The sequence below is a fragment of the Geodermatophilus sp. SYSU D00525 genome (genome assembly GCF_054050475.1).
In genome coordinates, this window is the sequence record NZ_JBJGZK010000040.1 from 21,405 (window position 1) to 38,608 (window position 17,204).

Below are 17,204 nucleotides of genomic sequence, written 5' to 3' on the forward strand. Positions count from 1 at the left end.
GTGCGCGCCTGTGTGGGCTGCCGGGAGCGCGCTCCGGTCACCGACCTGCTGCGTGTCGTCCTCCGGTCCGGGACCCTCGTGCCCGATCCGCGACGGCGGCTCCCCGGCCGGGGCGCCTCCGTGCACCCCACCCCGGAGTGCCTCCACGCAGCGGAGCGACGCCGGGCCTTCTCCCGGGCACTGCGCCTCCCGCGCGGTGCCGCGGTGGAGGCCGGTCCGCTCCGGGCCCACGTCCTCGGCGCCCCCGCGCCGGGGGACCCGGGCCCCGGACGGGCGACAGCGGACGAACGACAGACCGCACTTCCCACAGACGGACCGGCAACCGGCCGGTCCGCACGTAGAGAGCAGGACGTCGTCGGATGAGTCAGCCGTGAAGTCCCCACGATGACAAGCCAGACCATGCACCACTGACGACGAGGTCGCGCGGGCGAGCCGCCGGCCTCACAAGAGGAGATCCGTGCCAGGCAAAGCCCGCGTCCACGAACTCGCCAAGGAGTTCGGGGTCGACAGCAAGACCGTGCTCGCCAAGCTCAAGGAGCAGGGCGAGTTCGTGAAGTCCGCCTCCTCGACCGTCGAGGCCCCCGTGGCCCGGCGGCTCCGGGAGGCCCTCGGCGCGTCCACCGGCGGCAACGCCGGCGGCGGCAACGGCGGCGGTGCCCCCGCCCGTCCGGCCGCCCCGCGCCCGGCGGCGCCCTCGCCGGCCGCGCCGGCCCCCGCGCCGTCGCCCGCCGCGCGTGCGCCGCAGGCCCCCGCGGCCCCGTCCGCGCCCGCGCCGTCGGCCGGTCCGACGCCGGGTCCGCGTCCCGGTGCCCCGCGTCCGGGTGCGCCGACGCCCGGCCCGCGTCCGGCCGCGCCCCAGGCCCCGGCCGCCAGCGCGCCGACGCAGCAGCCGGCCGCGCCCTCGGGTCCGCGCCCGGCCGCGCCGGGTGCCCCGCGCCCGGGTGCGCCGACGCCCGGCCCGCGTCCGGCCGGCGGCCCGGTCCCCGGTCCCGCGCGCCCGGGTGCCCCGCGCCCGGCGGCTCCCGGTGGGGCCCGTCCCGGCGGTGCCGCTCCCGGCGCGCCGGGTGCCGGCCCGCGGCCGGGTCCGCGTCCGGCCCCGCGGCCGGGCAACAACCCCTTCAGCAGCACCCCGCGTCCGGGTCCGGCTGCCGGTGGCCCGCGTCCGGGTCCGGCGGCGGGCGGCCCGCGTCCGGGTCCCGCCGCCGGCGGTCCGCGCCCCGCGCCCGGCGCCGGTGGTCCCCGTCCGGGTGGCCCCCGTCCGGGTCCCGGTGCGGGCGGTCCGCGTCCCGCGGCCGGTCCGGGTGGTCCCCGGCCGAACCCGGGCATGATGCCGCCCCGGCCGAACCCGGGCATGATGCCGCCGCGTCCGGCCGGTGCCGGTCGTCCCGGCGCCCCCGGTGGCCGCGGCCGTCCGGGCGGTCCCGGCGGCGGTGGCGGTTTCCGTCCCGGCGGCGGTGGCCCCGGTGCCGGTGCGCCGGCCGGCGGCGGCTTCCGTGGCGGCGGCGGCGGTGGCCGCGGCCGTGGCCGCGGTGGCTCCGGTGCGGGCACCGCGGGTGCCTTCGGGCGTCCGGGTGGCCGCGGTCCGGTCCGCGGGCGCAAGAGCAAGAAGCAGCGGCGCCAGGAGTTCGACCAGATGGCGGCGCCCAACATGGGCGGCGTCAGCCTGCCCCGCGGCAACGGGCAGACCGTCCGGCTGCCCCGCGGCGCCTCGCTGACCGACCTGGCCGAGCGCATCGGCGCCCAGCCGGCCGCGCTGGTGACCGCCCTGTTCCACCTGGGCGAGATGGTCACCGCGACGCAGTCGGTGAACGAGGACACCCTGCAGCTGCTCGGTGCCGAGATCGGCTGGAACATCGAGGTCGTCAGCCCGGAGGACGAGGACCGCGAGCTCCTCGAGACCTTCGACCTGACCTTCGGTGACGAGGGCGACGAGGAGGACTGGGAGACCCGTCCGCCGGTCGTCACCGTCATGGGTCACGTCGACCACGGCAAGACGAAGCTGCTCGACGCCGTCCGCAACACCAACGTGGTGGCGCGGGAGGCCGGCGGCATCACCCAGCACATCGGCGCGTACCAGATCGCCACCGAGCTGGACGGCCAGGACCGGGCGATCACCTTCATCGACACCCCGGGTCACGAGTCGTTCACCGCGATGCGTGCCCGTGGCGCGAAGGTGACCGACATCGTCGTCCTGGTGGTCGCCGCCGACGACGGCGTCATGCCGCAGACGGTCGAGGCGCTCAACCACGCCCAGGCCGCCGAGGTGCCGATCGTGGTCGCGGTGAACAAGGTGGACAAGGAGGGGGCCAACCCCGCCAAGATCCGCCAGCAGCTCACCGAGTACGGGCTGGTGGCCGAGGAGTACGGCGGCGACACGATGTTCGTCGACGTCTCGGCGGTCACCCGGCAGGGTCTCGACGACCTGCTGGCGGCGATCCTGCTCACCGCGGACGCCGCGCTCGACCTGCGCGCCAACACCGAGATGGACGCCCAGGGCGTCGTCATCGACGCCAAGCTGGACCGGGGCCGCGGCCCCGTCGCCACGGTGCTGGTCCAGCGCGGCACGCTGCGGGTCGGCGACTCGCTGGTCGCCGGTGACGCCTTCGGCCGCGTGCGGTCGTTGCTCGACGAGCACGGCGCCAAGCTCAAGGAGGCCACGCCGGCCCGCCCGGTGCAGGTCGTGGGTCTCACCTCGGTGCCGCGTGCCGGTGACACCTTCCTCGTGGTCGAGGAGGACCGCGTCGCCCGGCAGATCGCCGACCGGCGGCAGGCCCGCATCCGCAACGCGCAGAACGCCTCGATGCGCAAGCGGATCAGCCTCGAGGACCTCGACGCCGCGCTGAAGGAGAACCGCCAGCTCAACCTGATCATCAAGGGCGACAACTCGGGCACCGTGGAGGCGCTCGAGGACGCGCTCATGAAGATCGAGGTGAGCGACGACGTCTCGCTGCGGGTCATCCACCGCGGCGTCGGCGCGATCAGCAAGAGCGACATCGACCTGGCGCTGGCCGACGACGTCATCGTCATCGGCTTCAACGTCCGGGCCGAGGGGCAGGCCACCGAGCTCGCCAACCGCGAGGGCGTCGACGTCCGGTACTACTCGGTCCTCTACTCGGCCATCGAGGAGATCGAGGCGGCCCTCAAGGGCATGCTCAAGCCGGAGTTCGAGGAGGTCGAGCTCGGCACGGCGGAGATCCGCGAGGTCTTCCGGGTGCCGCGCATCGGCAACGTCGCGGGCTCCATCGTCCGCAGCGGCACGATCAACCGGAACTCGAAGGCCCGGGTCATCCGCGACGGTGTGGTGATCGCCGACAACCTGACGGTCGAGTCGCTGCGCCGCTTCAAGGACGACGTCACCGAGGTCCGCGAGGGCTACGAGTGCGGTATCGGCCTGGGGTCGTTCAACGACGTCAAGGTCGAGGACGTCATCGAGACCTTCGAGGTCCGCGAGAAGCCGCGCGACTGAGGAAGGACCCCCTCGCCCCCCACCACCCGCACGCTCGTGGTGGGGCGAGGGGCCACGGGTAGACGATCGCCCGGCAGCAGGGAGAGGGAGGTCCCCGGTCGGTGTTCACCGGCTCGATGACCGCCGACCTGCTGCTGGGCGACGTCCACTCGCTCAAGGGCAAGCGCGCCGTGGTCCGGCCCATCGTGGCCGAGCTGCGGCGTCGCTTCGCCGTGGCCGCGGCCGAGGTGGGCGACGTCGACCTGCACCGCCGCGTCCAAGTCGGCGTCGCCGCCGTCGCGGGGGACGCCGGTCAGGTGACCGACGTCCTCGACGCCTGCGAGCGGTTGCTGGCCGAGCGGCCGGAGGTGACGCTGCTGTCGACGCACCGGCAGCTGTTCTCCGACACCGACGACTGACGCCGACCGCCCGGCGTCGCCGCCCACGCCCGTCCGGGCGCGCCTCCGGGTGCGCCCCCGAGACCCCGGAGGTCCGCCGTGGCCGACCCCGCCCGCGCCCGCAAGCTCGCGGTGCGCATCCGACAGATCGTCTCCGCCGCGATCGAGTCCCAGATCAAGGACCCCCGGCTGGGCATGGTCACCGTGACCGACGCCCGGGTGACCAGCGACCTGCGCGAGGCCACCGTCTTCTACACCGTCTACGGCGACGCCACCGCGGCCGCCGAGTCGGCCAAGGCGCTGGCCAGCGCCACCGGCGTGCTGCGCTCGACCGTGGGCCGGCAGACCGGCATCAAGTTCGTGCCGACGCTGACCTTCGTCGCCGACGCCGTCCCCGACACCGCGCGGGAGCTCGACGCGGCCATCGAGCGCGTCCGCTCGGCCGACGCCGAGCTCGCCCGGCTGCGCGAGCACGCCACCTACGCCGGCGACGCCGACCCCTACCGGCACCCGGAGGAGGAGGACGACGAGACCTCCGACGCCGACGTCAGCACGGCCCCGGAGCACAGGAGCGCCTCGTGAGCGAGAACGACCCGGACCCGTACCTCCCCGGGGAGGGGCAGGGCCGCTCGGAGCTCGGCGGGCGGGCCGAGCCGAACGCCGGCGACCCCACCGACGGCGGCCGCGAGGGCCAGATCGGGGAGGTGCCCTCCATCGCGGCGGACGAGCCCGACGACGGCGGCCCGCCGCTGGCGCCCGGGGGCGGGTCGGTGACCGAGGACCGCAACGCAGCCCCGGTGGCCGATCCCGGCCCCGACACCTGACCCGGTGACCGCGCCGACCGCCGGGGTGCCCGTGCGCACCCCGGCCGCCGTGCTGGCCGCGGCCGCCGACACGGGCGCCACCGTGGTGCTCAGCGGCCACGTGCAGCCCGACGCCGACGCGCTGGGCAGCACCCTGGCCCTCGCCGAGGGGCTGCGCCGCCGCGGCGCCCGGGTGACCGCCACGTTCCCCGGCCGCCCCGTGCTGCCCGACTCGCTCGGCTGGCTGCCCGGCGCCGGGGACCTGGTGCCCTCGACCGCCGTCCCCGCGTCCCCGGACGTCTTCGTCAGCCTCGACGCCGCCTCGCCCGCGCGGCTGGGCGAGCTCGCCGCGCTGCTCGGGAACGCCGGCACCTCGGTCGTCGTCGACCACCACGCGAGCAACCCCGGCTTCGGGGACGTGCGGCTGGTGGACCCCGCCGCCCCGGCGACCGTCGTCCTCGTGGCCGGCCTGCTCGACGAGCTCGGCGTCCCTCTCGACGCCGGCCTGGCCACGCTGCTCTACGCCGGCCTGGCCGCCGACACCGGCTCCTTCCGCTTCAGCAGCACCCGGCCGGACACCCACGTGCTGGCCGCCCGGCTGCTGTCCACCGGCATCGATCACGCCGCCATCAGCCAGCGGCTGTTCGGCACCGCCCCGTTCGGCTGGCTGCGGCTGCTGTCGGCGGTGGCCGGGCGCGCGGTGCTCGAGCCCGGCGTCGGCGCCGGGCTGGTGTGGACCTGGTCGAGCACCGCGGAGGCCGCCCGGCACGGCCTGCCCGGCGAGCAGCTCGAGGCGTTGGTCGACGTCGTCCGGTCCACCGCTGAGGCCGACGTCGCCTGCGTGCTCAAGGGCCAGGACGACGGCTCGTGGGCGGTGTCGCTGCGCTCCCGCGGCGGCACGGACGTCGCCCGGGTCGCGATGGCGCTGGGCGGCGGCGGGCACCGGTCCGCGGCCGGGTTCACCTCGCACCTGGACCGCGAGGCGACGCTGGCGGCGATCCGGGCGCAGGTGTCGTCCGCGACGACGGCGCGGTGACGGAGCGGTCGCCGTCGGTCCTGGGGCTGGCCGTCCCGGCGCTGGTCGTGCTGGCCGCCGAGCCGTTGTACCTGCTGGTGGACACCGCGGTCGTCGGCAACCTGGGCACCGTCCCCCTCGGCGGGCTCGCCGTCGGCGGCGGGCTGCTGGCCTGGGCCGCCGCGCTGCTGAACTTCCTCGCCTACGGCACCACCGCGCGGGCCGCCCGCCGCGCCGGGGCGGGGGACCGCGCCGGCGCCGTCGCCGAGGGCGTGCAGGCCACCTGGCTGGCGCTGCTGCTCGGTGCCGCCGTCGTCCTGCTGTTCCAGGTGCTCGCCGGGCCGCTGACCCGCGCGCTGGCCGGCGGGCCGGGCGAGGTGGCCGCGGCGGGGGAGCAGTGGCTGCGCATCGCCGGCTGCGGCGCGCCGCTGCTGCTGGTGTCCCTGGCCGGCAACGGCTGGCTGCGCGGCGTGCAGGACCTGCGCCGGCCGGTGCGCTTCGTGCTCGCCGGCAGCCTGCTCAGCCTGGTCCTGTGCCCGCTGCTGGTGCACCCGGCCGGCCTCGGGCTGCCCGGCTCCGCGGTGGCCAACCTCGCCGGCCAGTCGCTCACCGCGGCGCTGTTCGTGCGGGCGCTGCTGCGCGAGGGGGCCGACTGGCGGTTCCGGCCGGCCGCCGTCCGCGCGCAGCTGGTGCTCGGCCGCGACCTGCTGCTGCGCGCCACCGTCCTGCAGCTGGCCTTCCTGGTCGCCGCCGGGGTCGCCGCGCGCGCCGGCCAGGCGCAGCTCGGCGCCCACCAGATCGCGCTGCAGCTGTTCCTCTTCCTGGCGCTGGTGCTCGACGCCTACGCCATCGCCGCGCAGACGCTGGTCGGCCACGCGCTCGGCGCCGGCCGGCCCGACGAGGCCCGCGTCACCGCCCGCCGGGTCACCCTGTGGGGCCTGGGCACCGGCGTGCTGGTCGCCGTCGCGCTGCTGGCCGGCCGCGACCTGCTCGTGCCGCTGTTCACCGGCGATCCCGCCGTCCGGGCGCAGGCCGAGCTGGTCTGGTGGTTCCTCGCCGGGTTCCAGCCGCTGGCCGGGGTGGTCTTCGCCCTCGACGGCGTGCTCATGGGCGCGGGCGACGTCGCCTACCTGCGCACGGTCACCGTCGGCGCCGCGCTGGTGGGCTTCCTGCCGCTGTCGCTGCTGTCGGGGCCGCTGGGCTGGGGCCTGGCCGGCGTCTGGACCGGGCTGACGGCGTTCATCGCGCTGCGGCTGGTCGCGGTCCTCGCCCGGGTGGCGGGGGACAGGTGGCTCACCGCACCTGCGACCGTGGGCGCATGAGCCGCCGCCGCGCCGCCGACGCCGACGTCACCCCGGGGATCCTGCTGGTCGACAAGCCCGGCGGGACGACCTCGCACGACGTCGTCGCCCGGGCCCGGAAGGTGCTGTCGGTCCGCCGGGTCGGCCACGCCGGCACCCTCGACCCGATGGCCACCGGCCTGCTCGTGCTCGGCGTCGGGGCGGCGACCCGGCTGCTGGGCCACCTCGGCGGCTCGGACAAGGTCTACGACGCCACGATCCGCCTCGGGCAGACCACCGTCACCGACGACCGCGAGGGCGAGGTCCTCACCACCACGCCCGCCGGGCACCTCGACGACGACGCGGTCCGCGCGGCGCTCGCCGCCCAGACCGGCCCGCTGCTGCAGGTGCCCTCCTCGGTGAGCGCGGTGAAGGTCGGCGGACGCCGCTCCTACGACCGCGTCCGGGCCGGCGAGGAGGTGGTGCTCGAGCCGCGCCCGGTCACCGTGCACCGCATCGACGTGCACCGCGTCGACCGGACCGAGCCGGGCCTCGTCGACGTCGAGGTCACCGTGGCCTGCTCCGCCGGGACGTACGTCCGCGCCATCGCCCGCGACGCCGGTGCCGCGCTCGGCGTCGGCGGGCACCTCACCGCGCTGCGCCGCACCGCCTCCGGCCCGTTCACCACCGCGCAGGCCGCCCCGGTCGAGGAGGCCGCGTCCGCGCTCGCCGCCGGCGGCGGGCCGGGGACGCTGACCCTCCCCGAGGCCGCGACGGCGGTCTACCCCGAGCGGCGGCTCACCGACGACGAGGCGCGCGCCCTCGGGTACGGCCAGCGGGTCGCGGCGACCGGGCGGCCCGGGCTCACCGCCGCCGTCGACCCCGCGGGCCGGCTGGTCGCGCTGGTCGAGGACGCGGGGTCCACCGCCCGGGTCGCCGTCGGCTTCCCTCCGTCCTAGCCCCGGGCGGCCTTGCCGATCAGCGAGTCGTCCAGGTGCTCGAGCAGGTCGGCGGGGTCGTCGTACACCTCGTCGGCGCCGGTCTCGAGCAGCTCGGCGCGGGAGATGCCGCCGCAGGTCAGCGCGATGCACGGCAGCCCGGCGTCGCGCGCGGACCGCACGTCCCAGACGGTGTCCCCGACGACCACGGTGCGCGCGGCGTCCAGGCCGTGCTGGTCGACGGCGGTCTGCAGCAGGTCCGGCGCCGGCTTGGCCGACTCGACGTCGGCCGAGGAGGTGGCCCCGTCGACGACGTCCTCGCCGCCGATCGCCGGCACCATCCACTCCAGGTCCGAGTCCTTGCCGCTGGTGGCCAGGACCACGGCCAGCTCCCGCTCCCGGCACGCGGCCAGGAGCTCGTCGACGCGTGGGAAGGCGGTCACCAGCTCACGCAGCGGCTCGTAGCGTCGGGTCTTGGCGTCGGACACCTCGCTCGCGTCGTCGGCGTCCTCGCCGAGGAGGTGGGTGACCAGCTCCTCGCTGGCGATGCCGATCGCCCGGTGGCAGTCGGCCATCGACACCTCGGGGTGCCCGGTGTCGCGGAACGCCCGCCACCAGGCGAGGACCTGCAGGTAGTTGGTGTCCAGCAGGGTGCCGTCGACGTCGAACAGCACCCCGGGCCGCGGAGCCGGGGTCATCGGGCCATCCTCGCCCGGCCCGCGGGACGCCGCAGGGGATTGACGGTCCCCCCGGGCGGGAAGGGGCCTGCCATGAGCGTCGTCAAGATCAACGCCATCACCGTGCCGCCGCACATGCAGGAGCGCTTCGAGGAGCGCTTCCGCGGCCGCGCCGGCGCCGTGGAGAAGACCCCCGGCTTCGAGTGGTTCGAGCTGCTGCGACCGCTGGAGGGCACCGACCAGTACCTCGTCTACACCCGGTGGGAGAGCGAGGAGGCCTACCGCTCCTGGGAGGACGGGCAGGACTTCGCCCGCGCCCACGAGGGCGGGGGCGACGAGCTCGCCCCGGCCGCGAGCGACTCCCACCACCTGTGGTCCTACGAGGTCGTCGAGAGCTCGGCGCCCGACCGGCCCTGACCCGCGCGGGCGACGGCGGCGGTCGGCTCCCGGCCGCCGCCGGGCCCGGGGCTACTGTGAGCGGCGGGGCGGGCCCGACGCCGCCCCGGCCACAGACGGAGCACGCGCAGGTGGGAGCCATGACCGACACGCTCGCCGACAGCAGGACCACGCCCCGGGTCTTCACCGAGGGCGTCCCGGTGACCGTGGAGGACGTGACCCGCCGCCCGGCCGCCGAGCGCGAGGCGGTGCTGGCCGACCCCGGCTTCGGCCGCCACTTCACCGACTCGATGTTCGTGGCCCGCTACACCGCCGGCCGCGGCTGGCACGACGCCCGGCTCACCGCGTACGCGCCGCTGCAGGTCGACCCGGCCACCGCCGCGCTGCACTACGCGCAGTCGATCTTCGAGGGGCTCAAGGCCTACGCGCAGCCCGACGGCAGCGTCGCGACCTTCCGGCCCGAGGCCAACGCCGCCCGCTTCGCCCGGAGCGCCCGCCGGCTGGCGATGCCGCCGGTGCCCGAGGAGGCCTTCCTCGCCGCCGTCGACGCGCTCGTCGACGCCGACCGCCACTGGGTGCCCACCGGCCCCGACCAGACGCTCTACCTGCGGCCCTACCAGCTGGCCACCGAGCCGTTCCTCGGCGTGCGCCCGGCCAACGAGTACCTGTTCCTCGTCATCGCCAGCCCCGCCGGCGCGTACTTCCCGCGCGGCGTGCACCCGGTGAGCGTCTACCTGTCCGAGGACTACATCCGGGCCGCGCCCGGCGGCACCGGCGACGTCAAGTGCGCCGGCAACTACGCCGCCAGCCTGCTGGCCCAGGAGCAGGCCATCGCCGCCGGCTGCGACCAGGTGGTCTGGCTCGACGCGGTCGAGAAGCGCTACGTCGAGGAGATGGGCGGGATGAACCTGTTCTTCGTCCTCGGCTCCGGCGACGACGCCGAGCTGGTCACCCCCGAGCTCACCGGCACGCTGCTGCCCGGCATCACCCGCGACTCGCTGATCTCCGTGGCCCGCGAGCGGGGCATGCGGGTGACCGAGCGGAAGTTCAGCGTCGATGAGTGGCGCTCCGGCGTCGCCGACGGCACGGTCACCGAGACCTTCGCCTGCGGCACCGCCGCGGTCATCACCCCGGTCGGCGAGGTGAAGGCGCGCACCGGCGACTTCACCGTCGGCGACGGGACGCCCGGCCCGGTCACCATGGGCCTGCGCGGGCACCTGCTCGACATCCAGCACGGCCGGGTGCCCGACACCCACGGCTGGCTGCACCGGGTCGCCTGAGCGACCCGGCGGCGCAGCGGGGGAGCGGGCGGGTGCGGCACTGGCGCGGGCTGGCCGACGTCCCGGCGGACCTCGGCCGGACGGTGGTCACCGTCGGCATGTACGACGGCGTGCACCGCGGCCACCAGCAGCTGATCGGCACCGCGGTCGCCCGCGCGCGGGCGCTGCACCGGCCGTGCGTGCTGGTCACCTTCGACCCGCACCCGACCGAGGTGGTGCGGCCCGGCTCGCACCCGGCGATCCTCACCTCCCTCGACCGCAAGGCCGAGCTGGTCGCCGGTCTCGGCGTCGACGGCATGTGCGTGCTGCCCTTCACCCCGGAGTTCAGCCGGCTCACCCCCGAGGAGTTCGCGCACGGGGTGCTCGTCGAGCAGCTGCACGCCGCGGCGGTCGTCGTCGGCGAGAACTTCACCTACGGGCACAAGGCCGCCGGGAACGTCGCCACGCTGGCGCAGGAGGGCCGCCGGTTCGGTTTCGCCGTCGAGGGGATCCCGCTGGCCGGCGACGCCTCCGCCGACGGCGAGGTGACGATCTCCTCGACCTACATCCGCGCCTGCGTCGCCGCCGGGGACATGGAGAGCGCGGCGCGGGCGCTGGGCCGCCCGCACCGGGTCGACGGCGTCGTCGTCCGCGGCGACCGGCGCGGCCGGGAGCTCGGCTACCCGACGGCGAACGTCGAGTGCCCGCCGTTCACCGCGATCCCCGCCGACGGCGTCTACGCGGGCTCCCTGGTCACCCGCGACCCCGCCGGGCGCACCCGCGACAGCCGGCCCGCCGCCGTCTCGGTGGGCACCAACCCCACCTTCCAGGGCTCCCGGCGCACCGTGGAGGCCCACGTCCTCGACTTCGCCGGCGACCTCTACGGCGAGCACGTCGGCGTCGAGTTCGTCTCCCGGCTGCGGCCGATGGCCGCCTTCAGCGGGGTGGAGGAGCTGGTGACGGCCATGGCCGACGACGTCGTCCGCACCCGCGCCGTCCTGGGGCTGCCCCCCACCGGGTGATCACCGCGGCGGGCCCCCGCCGACGCGCTGGTAATGTGCTTGACGCCGTGTACGCACGGCTTCGTGTGCACCCCTGCCCCCGTGACCCAGACCGGGGGCCACACCCGACCTGGCCAGGAGGCCCGCCCATGGCGCTCGACAGCGCGACGAAGCAGCAGATCATGACCGAGTACGCGACGGTCGAGAAGGACACGGGCTCGCCCGAGGTCCAGGTCGCGATGCTCACCCGCCGGATCAGCGACCTGACCGAGCACCTCAAGCAGCACAAGCACGACCACCACAGCCGGCGCGGCCTGCTGCTGCTGGTCGGCCGCCGTCGCCGGCTGCTGAACTACCTGGCGAAGACCGACATCAACCGCTACCGCTCGCTCATCGAGCGGCTCGGTCTGCGCCGCTGACCCAGAGGGGACCGTCCCGCCCGGGACGGTCCCCTCTCTCGTGGGGCACCCGCCCCACGGGACCCCCGGCGCCCCGCCCGCGCACCCCGACGCCGGCCGGTCCTCGGTGGTGGCCCCCGGGAATGCCCCTCCACGGGAGGGGGAACGACCCCCGAGGGCTTCGATCGAAGACCGGTCACCCCGGAGCAGTCCGGCGCAGGACGCCACGAAGAGGACGTCGCCGCATGCGACGTAGGAAGAGGACGACGTGTCCGCACCCACCACCCAGGGCAGCATCGCTGCCGAGTACGACCCCGAGGACGGGGTCACCACCGCCACCGCGGTCATCGACAACGGCAGCCACGGCAGCCGCAGCATCACCTTCGAGACCGGGCGGCTGGCCAAGCAGGCCGCCGGCTCGGTCGTCGTCAGCATGGGCGACACCATGCTGCTGTCGGCCACCACGGCCGGCCGCCAGCCCAAGGAGCACTTCGACTTCTTCCCGCTGACGGTCGACGTCGAGGAGCGGATGTACGCCGCCGGGCGCATCCCCGGCTCGTTCTTCCGCCGCGAGGGCCGCCCGAGCGAGGACGCGATCCTCACCTGCCGGCTCATCGACCGCCCGCTGCGCCCCACCTTCGCCAAGGGGCTGCGCAACGAGGTCCAGGTCGTCATCACCGTGCTGTCGCTGGACCCGGCGCACCTCTACGACGTGCTCGCCATCAACGGCGCGTCGGCCTCCACCCAGCTGTCGGGCCTGCCGTTCTCCGGCCCGGTCGGCGGCACCCGCGTCGCGCTGGTCGGCGGCCAGTGGATCGGCTTCCCCACGCACGCCGAGCTCGAGGACGCCGTCTTCGACATGGTCGTGGCCGGCCGCGTCCTCCCCGACGGCGACGTCGCGATCATGATGGTCGAGGCCGAGGCCACCGAGAAGACGATCGAGCTGGTCCGCGGCGGTGCCACCGCGCCGACCGAGGAGGTCGTCGCCCAGGGCCTCGAGGCCGCCAAGCCCTTCATCAAGGCGCTGTGCGAGGCGCAGACGGCGCTGGCCGAGAAGGCCGCCAAGCCGGTCGCGGAGTTCCCGCGCTTCCTGGACTACCAGGACGACGTGTACGCCGCCGTCGAGTCCGCCGCCCTCGAGCGGCTGACCGAGGCGCAGGCCATCGCCGGCAAGCAGGAGCGCAACGACGCCACCGACGCGCTCAAGGACGAGGTCGCCGCCTCGCTGGCCGAGCAGTTCGCCGGCCGCGAGAAGGAGGTGTCGGCCGCCTTCCGCGCCGTCACCAAGAAGGTCGTCCGGCAGCGCATCCTGCGCGACAAGGTCCGCATCGACGGCCGCGGCGTCACCGACATCCGGCCGCTGTCGGCCGAGGTCGAGGTCGTCCCCCGGGTGCACGGCTCGGCGCTGTTCGAGCGCGGCGAGACCCAGATCCTGGGCGTCACCACGCTGAACATGCTCCGCATGGAGCAGCAGCTCGACACGCTCTCGCCCGAGACGCGCAAGCGCTACATGCACAACTACAACTTCCCGCCGTACTCCACCGGCGAGACCGGCCGCGTGGGTTCCCCGAAGCGCCGCGAGATCGGCCACGGCGCGCTCGCCGAGCGCGCGCTGCTGCCGGTGCTGCCCGACCGCGAGGAGTTCCCCTACGCGATCCGGCAGGTGTCCGAGGCGCTGGGCTCCAACGGCTCGACGTCGATGGGCTCGGTCTGCGCCTCGACCCTGTCGCTGCTCAACGCCGGTGTGCCGCTGCGCGCCCCGGTCGCCGGCATCGCCATGGGCCTGGTCTCCGACGAGGTCGACGGCAAGACCGAGTACGTCGCGCTGACCGACATCCTCGGCGCCGAGGACGCCTTCGGTGACATGGACTTCAAGGTCGCCGGCACCAAGGACTTCGTCACGGCCCTGCAGCTGGACACCAAGCTCGACGGCATCCCGTCCGACGTGCTCGCCCAGGCGCTGACCCAGGCCCGCGCCGCCCGCCTGCACATCCTCGACGTGATGAACGAGGCCATCGACGGCCCCGACGAGATGAGCCCGTACGCCCCGCGCGTGACCACGGTGCGCATCCCGGTCGACAAGATCGGCGCGGTCATCGGCCCCAAGGGCCAGATGATCAACTCGATCCAGGACGAGACCGGCGCCGAGATCACCATCGAGGACGACGGCACGATCTACGTCGGCGCCTCCGACGGCCCGTCGGCCCAGGCCGCGGTCGACCGCATCAACGCGATCGCCAACCCGCAGATGCCGAAGGTCGGGGAGCGCTTCCTCGGCACCGTCGTCAAGACGACGCCGTTCGGCGCCTTCGTCTCGCTGCTGCCGGGCAAGGACGGCCTGGTGCACATCAGCAAGCTGGGCGGCGGCAAGCGCATCGGCAAGGTCGAGGACGTCGTGAACGTCGGCGACAAGCTGCAGGTCGAGATCACCGACATCGACGCCCGCGGCAAGATCAGCCTGGTCCCGGTGGCCGCCGAGGGCGAGGGTGCCGCCGCTGGCGACGGCGCGGCCCCGGCCGACGCCCCCGCTCCCGCGGAGGCCTGACACGGTCGCCGAACCGACGACGACCGGGGCCGGGGCCGGCGTGGGGTCCACCGACCTCACCGCCGCCCCGGCCCCGGTCGGTGTCACCCGCGTCATCGACGTCGACGAGGTCGGCGGCCGGGTCGAGCGCACGGTGCTGCCCGGCGGGCTGCGCGTGCTCACCGAGACGATGCCCGGCGTCCACTCGGCCACCCTCGGCATCTGGGTGGGCGTCGGCTCCCGGGACGAGACCGACCGGGTCGCCGGCTCCTCGCACTTCCTCGAGCACCTGCTGTTCAAGGGCACCCGCAGCCGCAGCGCCCTGGAGATCGCGACGGCGATGGACGCCGTCGGCGGTGAGATGAACGCCTTCACCGCCAAGGAGCACACCTGCTACTACGCCAACGTGCTCGCCAGCGACCTCCCGCTGGCGGTCACGCTGCTCGGTGACCTGGTGACCGAGGCGCTCAACACCGCCGAGGACCTGGAGTCCGAGCGGACGGTGGTGCTCGAGGAGATCGCCATGCGCGACGACGAGCCCTCCGACCTGGTGCACGACCTGTTCGCCGAGACGCTGTTCGGCGGCACGCCGCTGGGCCGCTCGGTGCTCGGCACCGTCGAGTCGATCGAGGGGCTGACCCGCGACGACGTCGACGGCTGGTACCGCTCGCGCTACGCCGTCCCCTCGATGGTGGTCACCGCCGCCGGCCGGGTGGACCACCAGCAGGTTCTCGACCTGGTGACGGCGGTCTTCGGCGACCGGCTGTCCGGCACGGCGTCCCCGGCGCCGCTGCGCCGCGGCGAGGAACTGGTCCCCGGCCGCCCCGCGCGGCCCGCGGGGCTGGTCAGCCGGAAGACCGAGCAGACCCACCTGCTGCTGGGCAGCCTCGCGCTCAGCCGCTTCGACGAGCGGCGCTACGCCGCCGCGGTCCTCGAGACGGCGGTCGGCGGCGGGATGAGCTCGCGGCTGTTCCAGGAGATCCGCGAGAAGCGCGGGCTGGTCTACAGCGTCGGCTCGGCGCTGACCTCCTACGCCGGCACCGGCTCGTTCTCCGTGTACGCCGGCTGCGCCAAGAAGCGGGTGCCCGAGGTGCTGCGCCTGGTGCGCGAGGAGCTGGCCCGGGTGACCGCCGAGGGGCTCACCGCCGAGGAGGTGACCCGCGGCCGCGGGCAGCTGCGTGGCGGGACGGTGCTCGGTCTCGAGGACACCGGTTCGCGGATGAGCCGGCTGGGCAAGAGCGAGCTGTCGCACGGGGAGTACGTGCCGGTGCGCGAGGTGCTCGACCGGATCGCCGCGGTCGACGAGGAGCAGGTGCGCGCGGTGGCCGCGGACCTGCTGGGCCGGGAGACCTGCCTCGCCGTCGTCGGGCCCTACCGGGAGTCCGACCTCGACCGGCTCTGACCCCGCCCAGCCCGACGACCGGAGACCGATGACCGACCCGAGCCCCACCTCGGCGTTCCGTGTGCACGGGGCGTTGTCCCGCGGCGCCTTCGCGGTGACGGTGCTCGTGTCGCTCGCCGTGCTCTTCGCGCCGGCCTCCGACGTCCCCGCCGCTCCGCCGGGCGTGGACAAGCTCGTCCACCTGACCCTGTTCCTCGCGCTGGCGCTCGCCGGACGGTGGGCGGGGGCGTGCCGGGGGCCGCTGGCGGTGCTGCTGCTCGTCTACGGCGCGGTCAGCGAGGTGGTCCAGGCGGTCACGCCCGTGGAGCGCTCGGGCTCGGTCCTCGACTGGGTCGCCGACGCCGCCGGTGTCGGGCTCGGCCTGCTGCTGTGGGCGGCGGGGGAGCGCCGGACCGCCCGGGGAACCGCTGCCGGGGCCGTCTTGCATCGGGACGGGCCGCCGGGAAGCCTGACCCGGTGACCACGAGCACCCCCGCACCCGACCAGCAGGCGACCGGCGCGACCACGGGCGAGCCGCCCCGGATCTCCGTCGGTGTGCTCGGTGCCCGCGGCCGGATGGGCACCGAGGTGGTGAAGGCGGTCAACGCCGCCGACGACCTCGAGCTCGTCGCGATGGTCGACGAGGGGGACTGGCTGTTCAACGTCGCCGACGCCGGCGCACAGGTGGTCGTCGACTTCACCCGCCCGGACGTCGTCATGGACAACATCCGGTTCTGCATCGACCAGAACATCCACTGCGTCGTCGGGACGACGGGCTTCGACGAGCAGAAGCTGGCGACGGTCGCCGAGTGGCTGCAGCCCAAGCCCGAGGTGGGCGTGGTCATCGCCCCCAACTTCGGCATCGGCGCGGTGCTGCTCATGCGCTTCGCCCAGGAGGCGGCGCGCTTCTTCCCCTCTACGGAGATCGTGGAGCTGCACCACCCGAACAAGGTCGACGCCCCGTCGGGCACCGCCGTCCGCACCGCGCGCCTCGTCGCCGCCGCCCGCCGGGCGGCCGGGTTGTCGGCGTCGCCGGACGCGACCACCGACTCGCTCCCCGGCGCCCGGGGTGCCGACGTCGAGGGGATCCCGGTCCACGCCGTGCGGCTCACCGGCCTCGTCGCGCACCAGGAGGTCCTCATGGGCGCGGCGGGCGAGACGCTGACCCTGCGGCACGACTCCTTCGACCGCGCGTCCTTCATGCCCGGTGTCCTGCTCGCCGTCCGCGAGATCGGCCGCCGGCCGGGCCTGACCGTGGGGATCGAGTCCTTCCTCGGCCTCTGAACACCCCGCCGCGGGGTGTGACCGAGACCCCGTGTGCACGTCCCTCAGATGTCGTGTACTGTTCTCTTCGCGCCGGACGGAGCCCGCGAGGGCCACGGAGGAGCACCCGAGCGGTGCAGGACTCCGGAGCCCGGCGCAGAGAAGGACAAGCCGCCACCGAGGAAGCCCGAGAGGGTCGAGTTGGTGTGCGTCCGCTCCTTGAGAACTCAACAGCGTGCCGAAAGTCAGTGCCAAGTAACAAACCCCCGTGGCCTGGCCGGTGTGTCCGGTCGGGTTGTGGGTTCCTTTGGTTGATGGATGTCGCGATCGGTCAGGTCGCGGTTCTCAGCCGGATGCAAATTCATCTACGGAGAGTTTGATCCTGGCTCAGGACGAACGCTGGCGGCGTGCTTAACACATGCAAGT

17 protein-coding genes, 1 rRNA gene and 1 pseudogene are annotated in these 17,204 nt (G+C 75.1%); 18 read left to right on the forward strand and 1 reads right to left on the reverse strand.

Annotation, left to right across the window (positions count from 1 at the left end; genetic code table 11):
• Positions 1 to 12 precede the first annotated feature (12 nt).
• The 9 genes and pseudogenes from ACI796_RS21995 (at position 13) to truB (ending at position 7,900) form a co-directional block, all read left to right on the forward strand.
• Positions 13 to 363 (forward strand): YlxR family protein, encoded by a 351-nt coding sequence (locus ACI796_RS21995; RefSeq protein ID WP_456943360.1) that lies wholly within the window; start codon positions 13 to 15, stop codon positions 361 to 363.
• A gap of 94 nt (positions 364 to 457) precedes the next feature.
• A pseudogene (locus ACI796_RS22000) lies at positions 458 to 604 on the forward strand (translation initiation factor IF-2 N-terminal domain-containing protein); the annotation flags it as partial.
• Between the two features lie 1,029 nt (positions 605 to 1,633).
• Positions 1,634 to 3,466: a translation initiation factor IF-2 gene (gene infB / locus ACI796_RS22005; protein WP_456943361.1), complete on the forward strand. Its 1,833-nt coding sequence runs from the start codon at positions 1,634 to 1,636 to the stop codon at positions 3,464 to 3,466.
• A 101-nt stretch (positions 3,467 to 3,567) separates the two neighbouring features.
• Entirely contained in the window at positions 3,568 to 3,864 is a 297-nt protein-coding gene (locus ACI796_RS22010; protein ID WP_456943345.1) for a DUF503 domain-containing protein, read from the forward strand.
• 78 nt (positions 3,865 to 3,942) lie between these two features.
• A complete protein-coding gene (rbfA, locus tag ACI796_RS22015; RefSeq protein ID WP_456943346.1) occupies positions 3,943 to 4,425 on the forward strand; it encodes a 30S ribosome-binding factor RbfA in 483 nt (160 codons plus the stop codon).
• Entirely contained in the window at positions 4,422 to 4,667 is a 246-nt protein-coding gene (locus ACI796_RS22020) for a hypothetical protein (protein WP_456943347.1), read from the forward strand. The genes rbfA and ACI796_RS22020 overlap by 4 nt, the downstream gene beginning before the upstream one ends.
• A 4-nt stretch (positions 4,668 to 4,671) precedes the next feature.
• Positions 4,672 to 5,682 (forward strand): DHH family phosphoesterase, encoded by a 1,011-nt coding sequence (locus ACI796_RS22025; protein ID WP_456943348.1) that lies wholly within the window; start codon positions 4,672 to 4,674, stop codon positions 5,680 to 5,682.
• On the forward strand, positions 5,679 to 6,983 hold the full coding sequence (locus ACI796_RS22030) for an MATE family efflux transporter (protein ID WP_456943349.1): 1,305 nt from the start codon (positions 5,679 to 5,681) through the stop codon (positions 6,981 to 6,983). Before ACI796_RS22025 ends, ACI796_RS22030 begins: the two co-directional genes overlap by 4 nt.
• Positions 6,980 to 7,900 carry a tRNA pseudouridine(55) synthase TruB gene (truB, locus tag ACI796_RS22035; protein WP_456943350.1) on the forward strand — a complete coding sequence of 307 codons (921 nt, stop codon included), beginning with the start codon at positions 6,980 to 6,982 and terminating at the stop codon, positions 7,898 to 7,900. Before ACI796_RS22030 ends, truB begins: the two co-directional genes overlap by 4 nt.
• On the opposite strand, the gene ACI796_RS22040 is transcribed toward truB, so the two are convergent.
• Complete coding sequence (locus ACI796_RS22040; RefSeq protein ID WP_456943351.1) at positions 7,897 to 8,577, reverse strand: HAD family hydrolase; 681 nt, start codon at positions 8,575 to 8,577, stop codon at positions 7,897 to 7,899. The two genes, truB and ACI796_RS22040, sit on opposite strands and share 4 nt — an antisense overlap.
• 72 nt (positions 8,578 to 8,649) lie before the next feature.
• Between ACI796_RS22040 and ACI796_RS22045 the strand changes: the two genes are divergently transcribed.
• The 9 genes from ACI796_RS22045 to ACI796_RS22085 form a co-directional block, all read left to right on the forward strand.
• Positions 8,650 to 8,973, forward strand: a complete 324-nt coding sequence (locus tag ACI796_RS22045; protein WP_456943352.1) for an antibiotic biosynthesis monooxygenase family protein — start codon at positions 8,650 to 8,652, stop codon at positions 8,971 to 8,973.
• A 119-nt stretch (positions 8,974 to 9,092) separates the two neighbouring features.
• The gene (locus ACI796_RS22050; protein ID WP_456943353.1) at positions 9,093 to 10,232 is read left to right on the forward strand and encodes a branched-chain amino acid aminotransferase; all 1,140 of its coding nucleotides are present in this window, start codon (positions 9,093 to 9,095) and stop codon (positions 10,230 to 10,232) included.
• Between the two features lie 32 nt (positions 10,233 to 10,264).
• Positions 10,265 to 11,233 (forward strand): bifunctional riboflavin kinase/FAD synthetase, encoded by a 969-nt coding sequence (locus tag ACI796_RS22055; protein ID WP_456943354.1) that lies wholly within the window; start codon positions 10,265 to 10,267, stop codon positions 11,231 to 11,233.
• A gap of 128 nt (positions 11,234 to 11,361) precedes the next feature.
• Positions 11,362 to 11,631 carry a 30S ribosomal protein S15 gene (gene rpsO, locus ACI796_RS22060; protein WP_072920360.1) on the forward strand — a complete coding sequence of 90 codons (270 nt, stop codon included), beginning with the start codon at positions 11,362 to 11,364 and terminating at the stop codon, positions 11,629 to 11,631.
• 247 nt (positions 11,632 to 11,878) lie between these two features.
• Complete coding sequence (locus ACI796_RS22065; protein ID WP_456943355.1) at positions 11,879 to 14,155, forward strand: polyribonucleotide nucleotidyltransferase; 2,277 nt, start codon at positions 11,879 to 11,881, stop codon at positions 14,153 to 14,155.
• A 40-nt stretch (positions 14,156 to 14,195) separates the two neighbouring features.
• On the forward strand, positions 14,196 to 15,536 hold the full coding sequence (locus ACI796_RS22070) for a M16 family metallopeptidase (protein WP_456943356.1): 1,341 nt from the start codon (positions 14,196 to 14,198) through the stop codon (positions 15,534 to 15,536).
• A gap of 28 nt (positions 15,537 to 15,564) precedes the next feature.
• A complete protein-coding gene (locus ACI796_RS22075) occupies positions 15,565 to 15,996 on the forward strand; it encodes a VanZ family protein (RefSeq protein WP_456943357.1) in 432 nt (143 codons plus the stop codon).
• Positions 15,993 to 16,799, forward strand: coding sequence for a 4-hydroxy-tetrahydrodipicolinate reductase (gene dapB, locus ACI796_RS22080; protein ID WP_456943358.1), 807 nt, complete (start codon positions 15,993 to 15,995; stop codon positions 16,797 to 16,799). The genes ACI796_RS22075 and dapB overlap by 4 nt, the downstream gene beginning before the upstream one ends.
• A 343-nt stretch (positions 16,800 to 17,142) precedes the next feature.
• Positions 17,143 to 17,204: ribosomal RNA gene (locus ACI796_RS22085) — 16S ribosomal RNA — on the forward strand; the annotation flags it as partial.

Excerpts from the sequence above, each read along its gene's own strand:
- infB (WP_456943361.1), top strand. The coding sequence starts at position 1,634 with ATGGCGGCGCCCAACATGGGCGGCGTCAGCCTGCCCCGCGGCAACGGG.
- truB (WP_456943350.1), top strand. The coding sequence starts at position 6,980 with ATGAGCCGCCGCCGCGCCGCCGACGCCGACGTCACCCCGGGGATCCTG.
- ACI796_RS22040 (WP_456943351.1), bottom strand. The coding sequence starts at position 8,577 with ATGACCCCGGCTCCGCGGCCCGGGGTGCTGTTCGACGTCGACGGCACC.
- ACI796_RS22045 (WP_456943352.1), top strand. The coding sequence starts at position 8,650 with ATGAGCGTCGTCAAGATCAACGCCATCACCGTGCCGCCGCACATGCAG.
- ACI796_RS22050 (WP_456943353.1), top strand. The coding sequence starts at position 9,093 with ATGACCGACACGCTCGCCGACAGCAGGACCACGCCCCGGGTCTTCACC.
- rpsO (WP_072920360.1), top strand. The coding sequence starts at position 11,362 with ATGGCGCTCGACAGCGCGACGAAGCAGCAGATCATGACCGAGTACGCG.
- ACI796_RS22075 (WP_456943357.1), top strand. The coding sequence starts at position 15,565 with ATGACCGACCCGAGCCCCACCTCGGCGTTCCGTGTGCACGGGGCGTTG.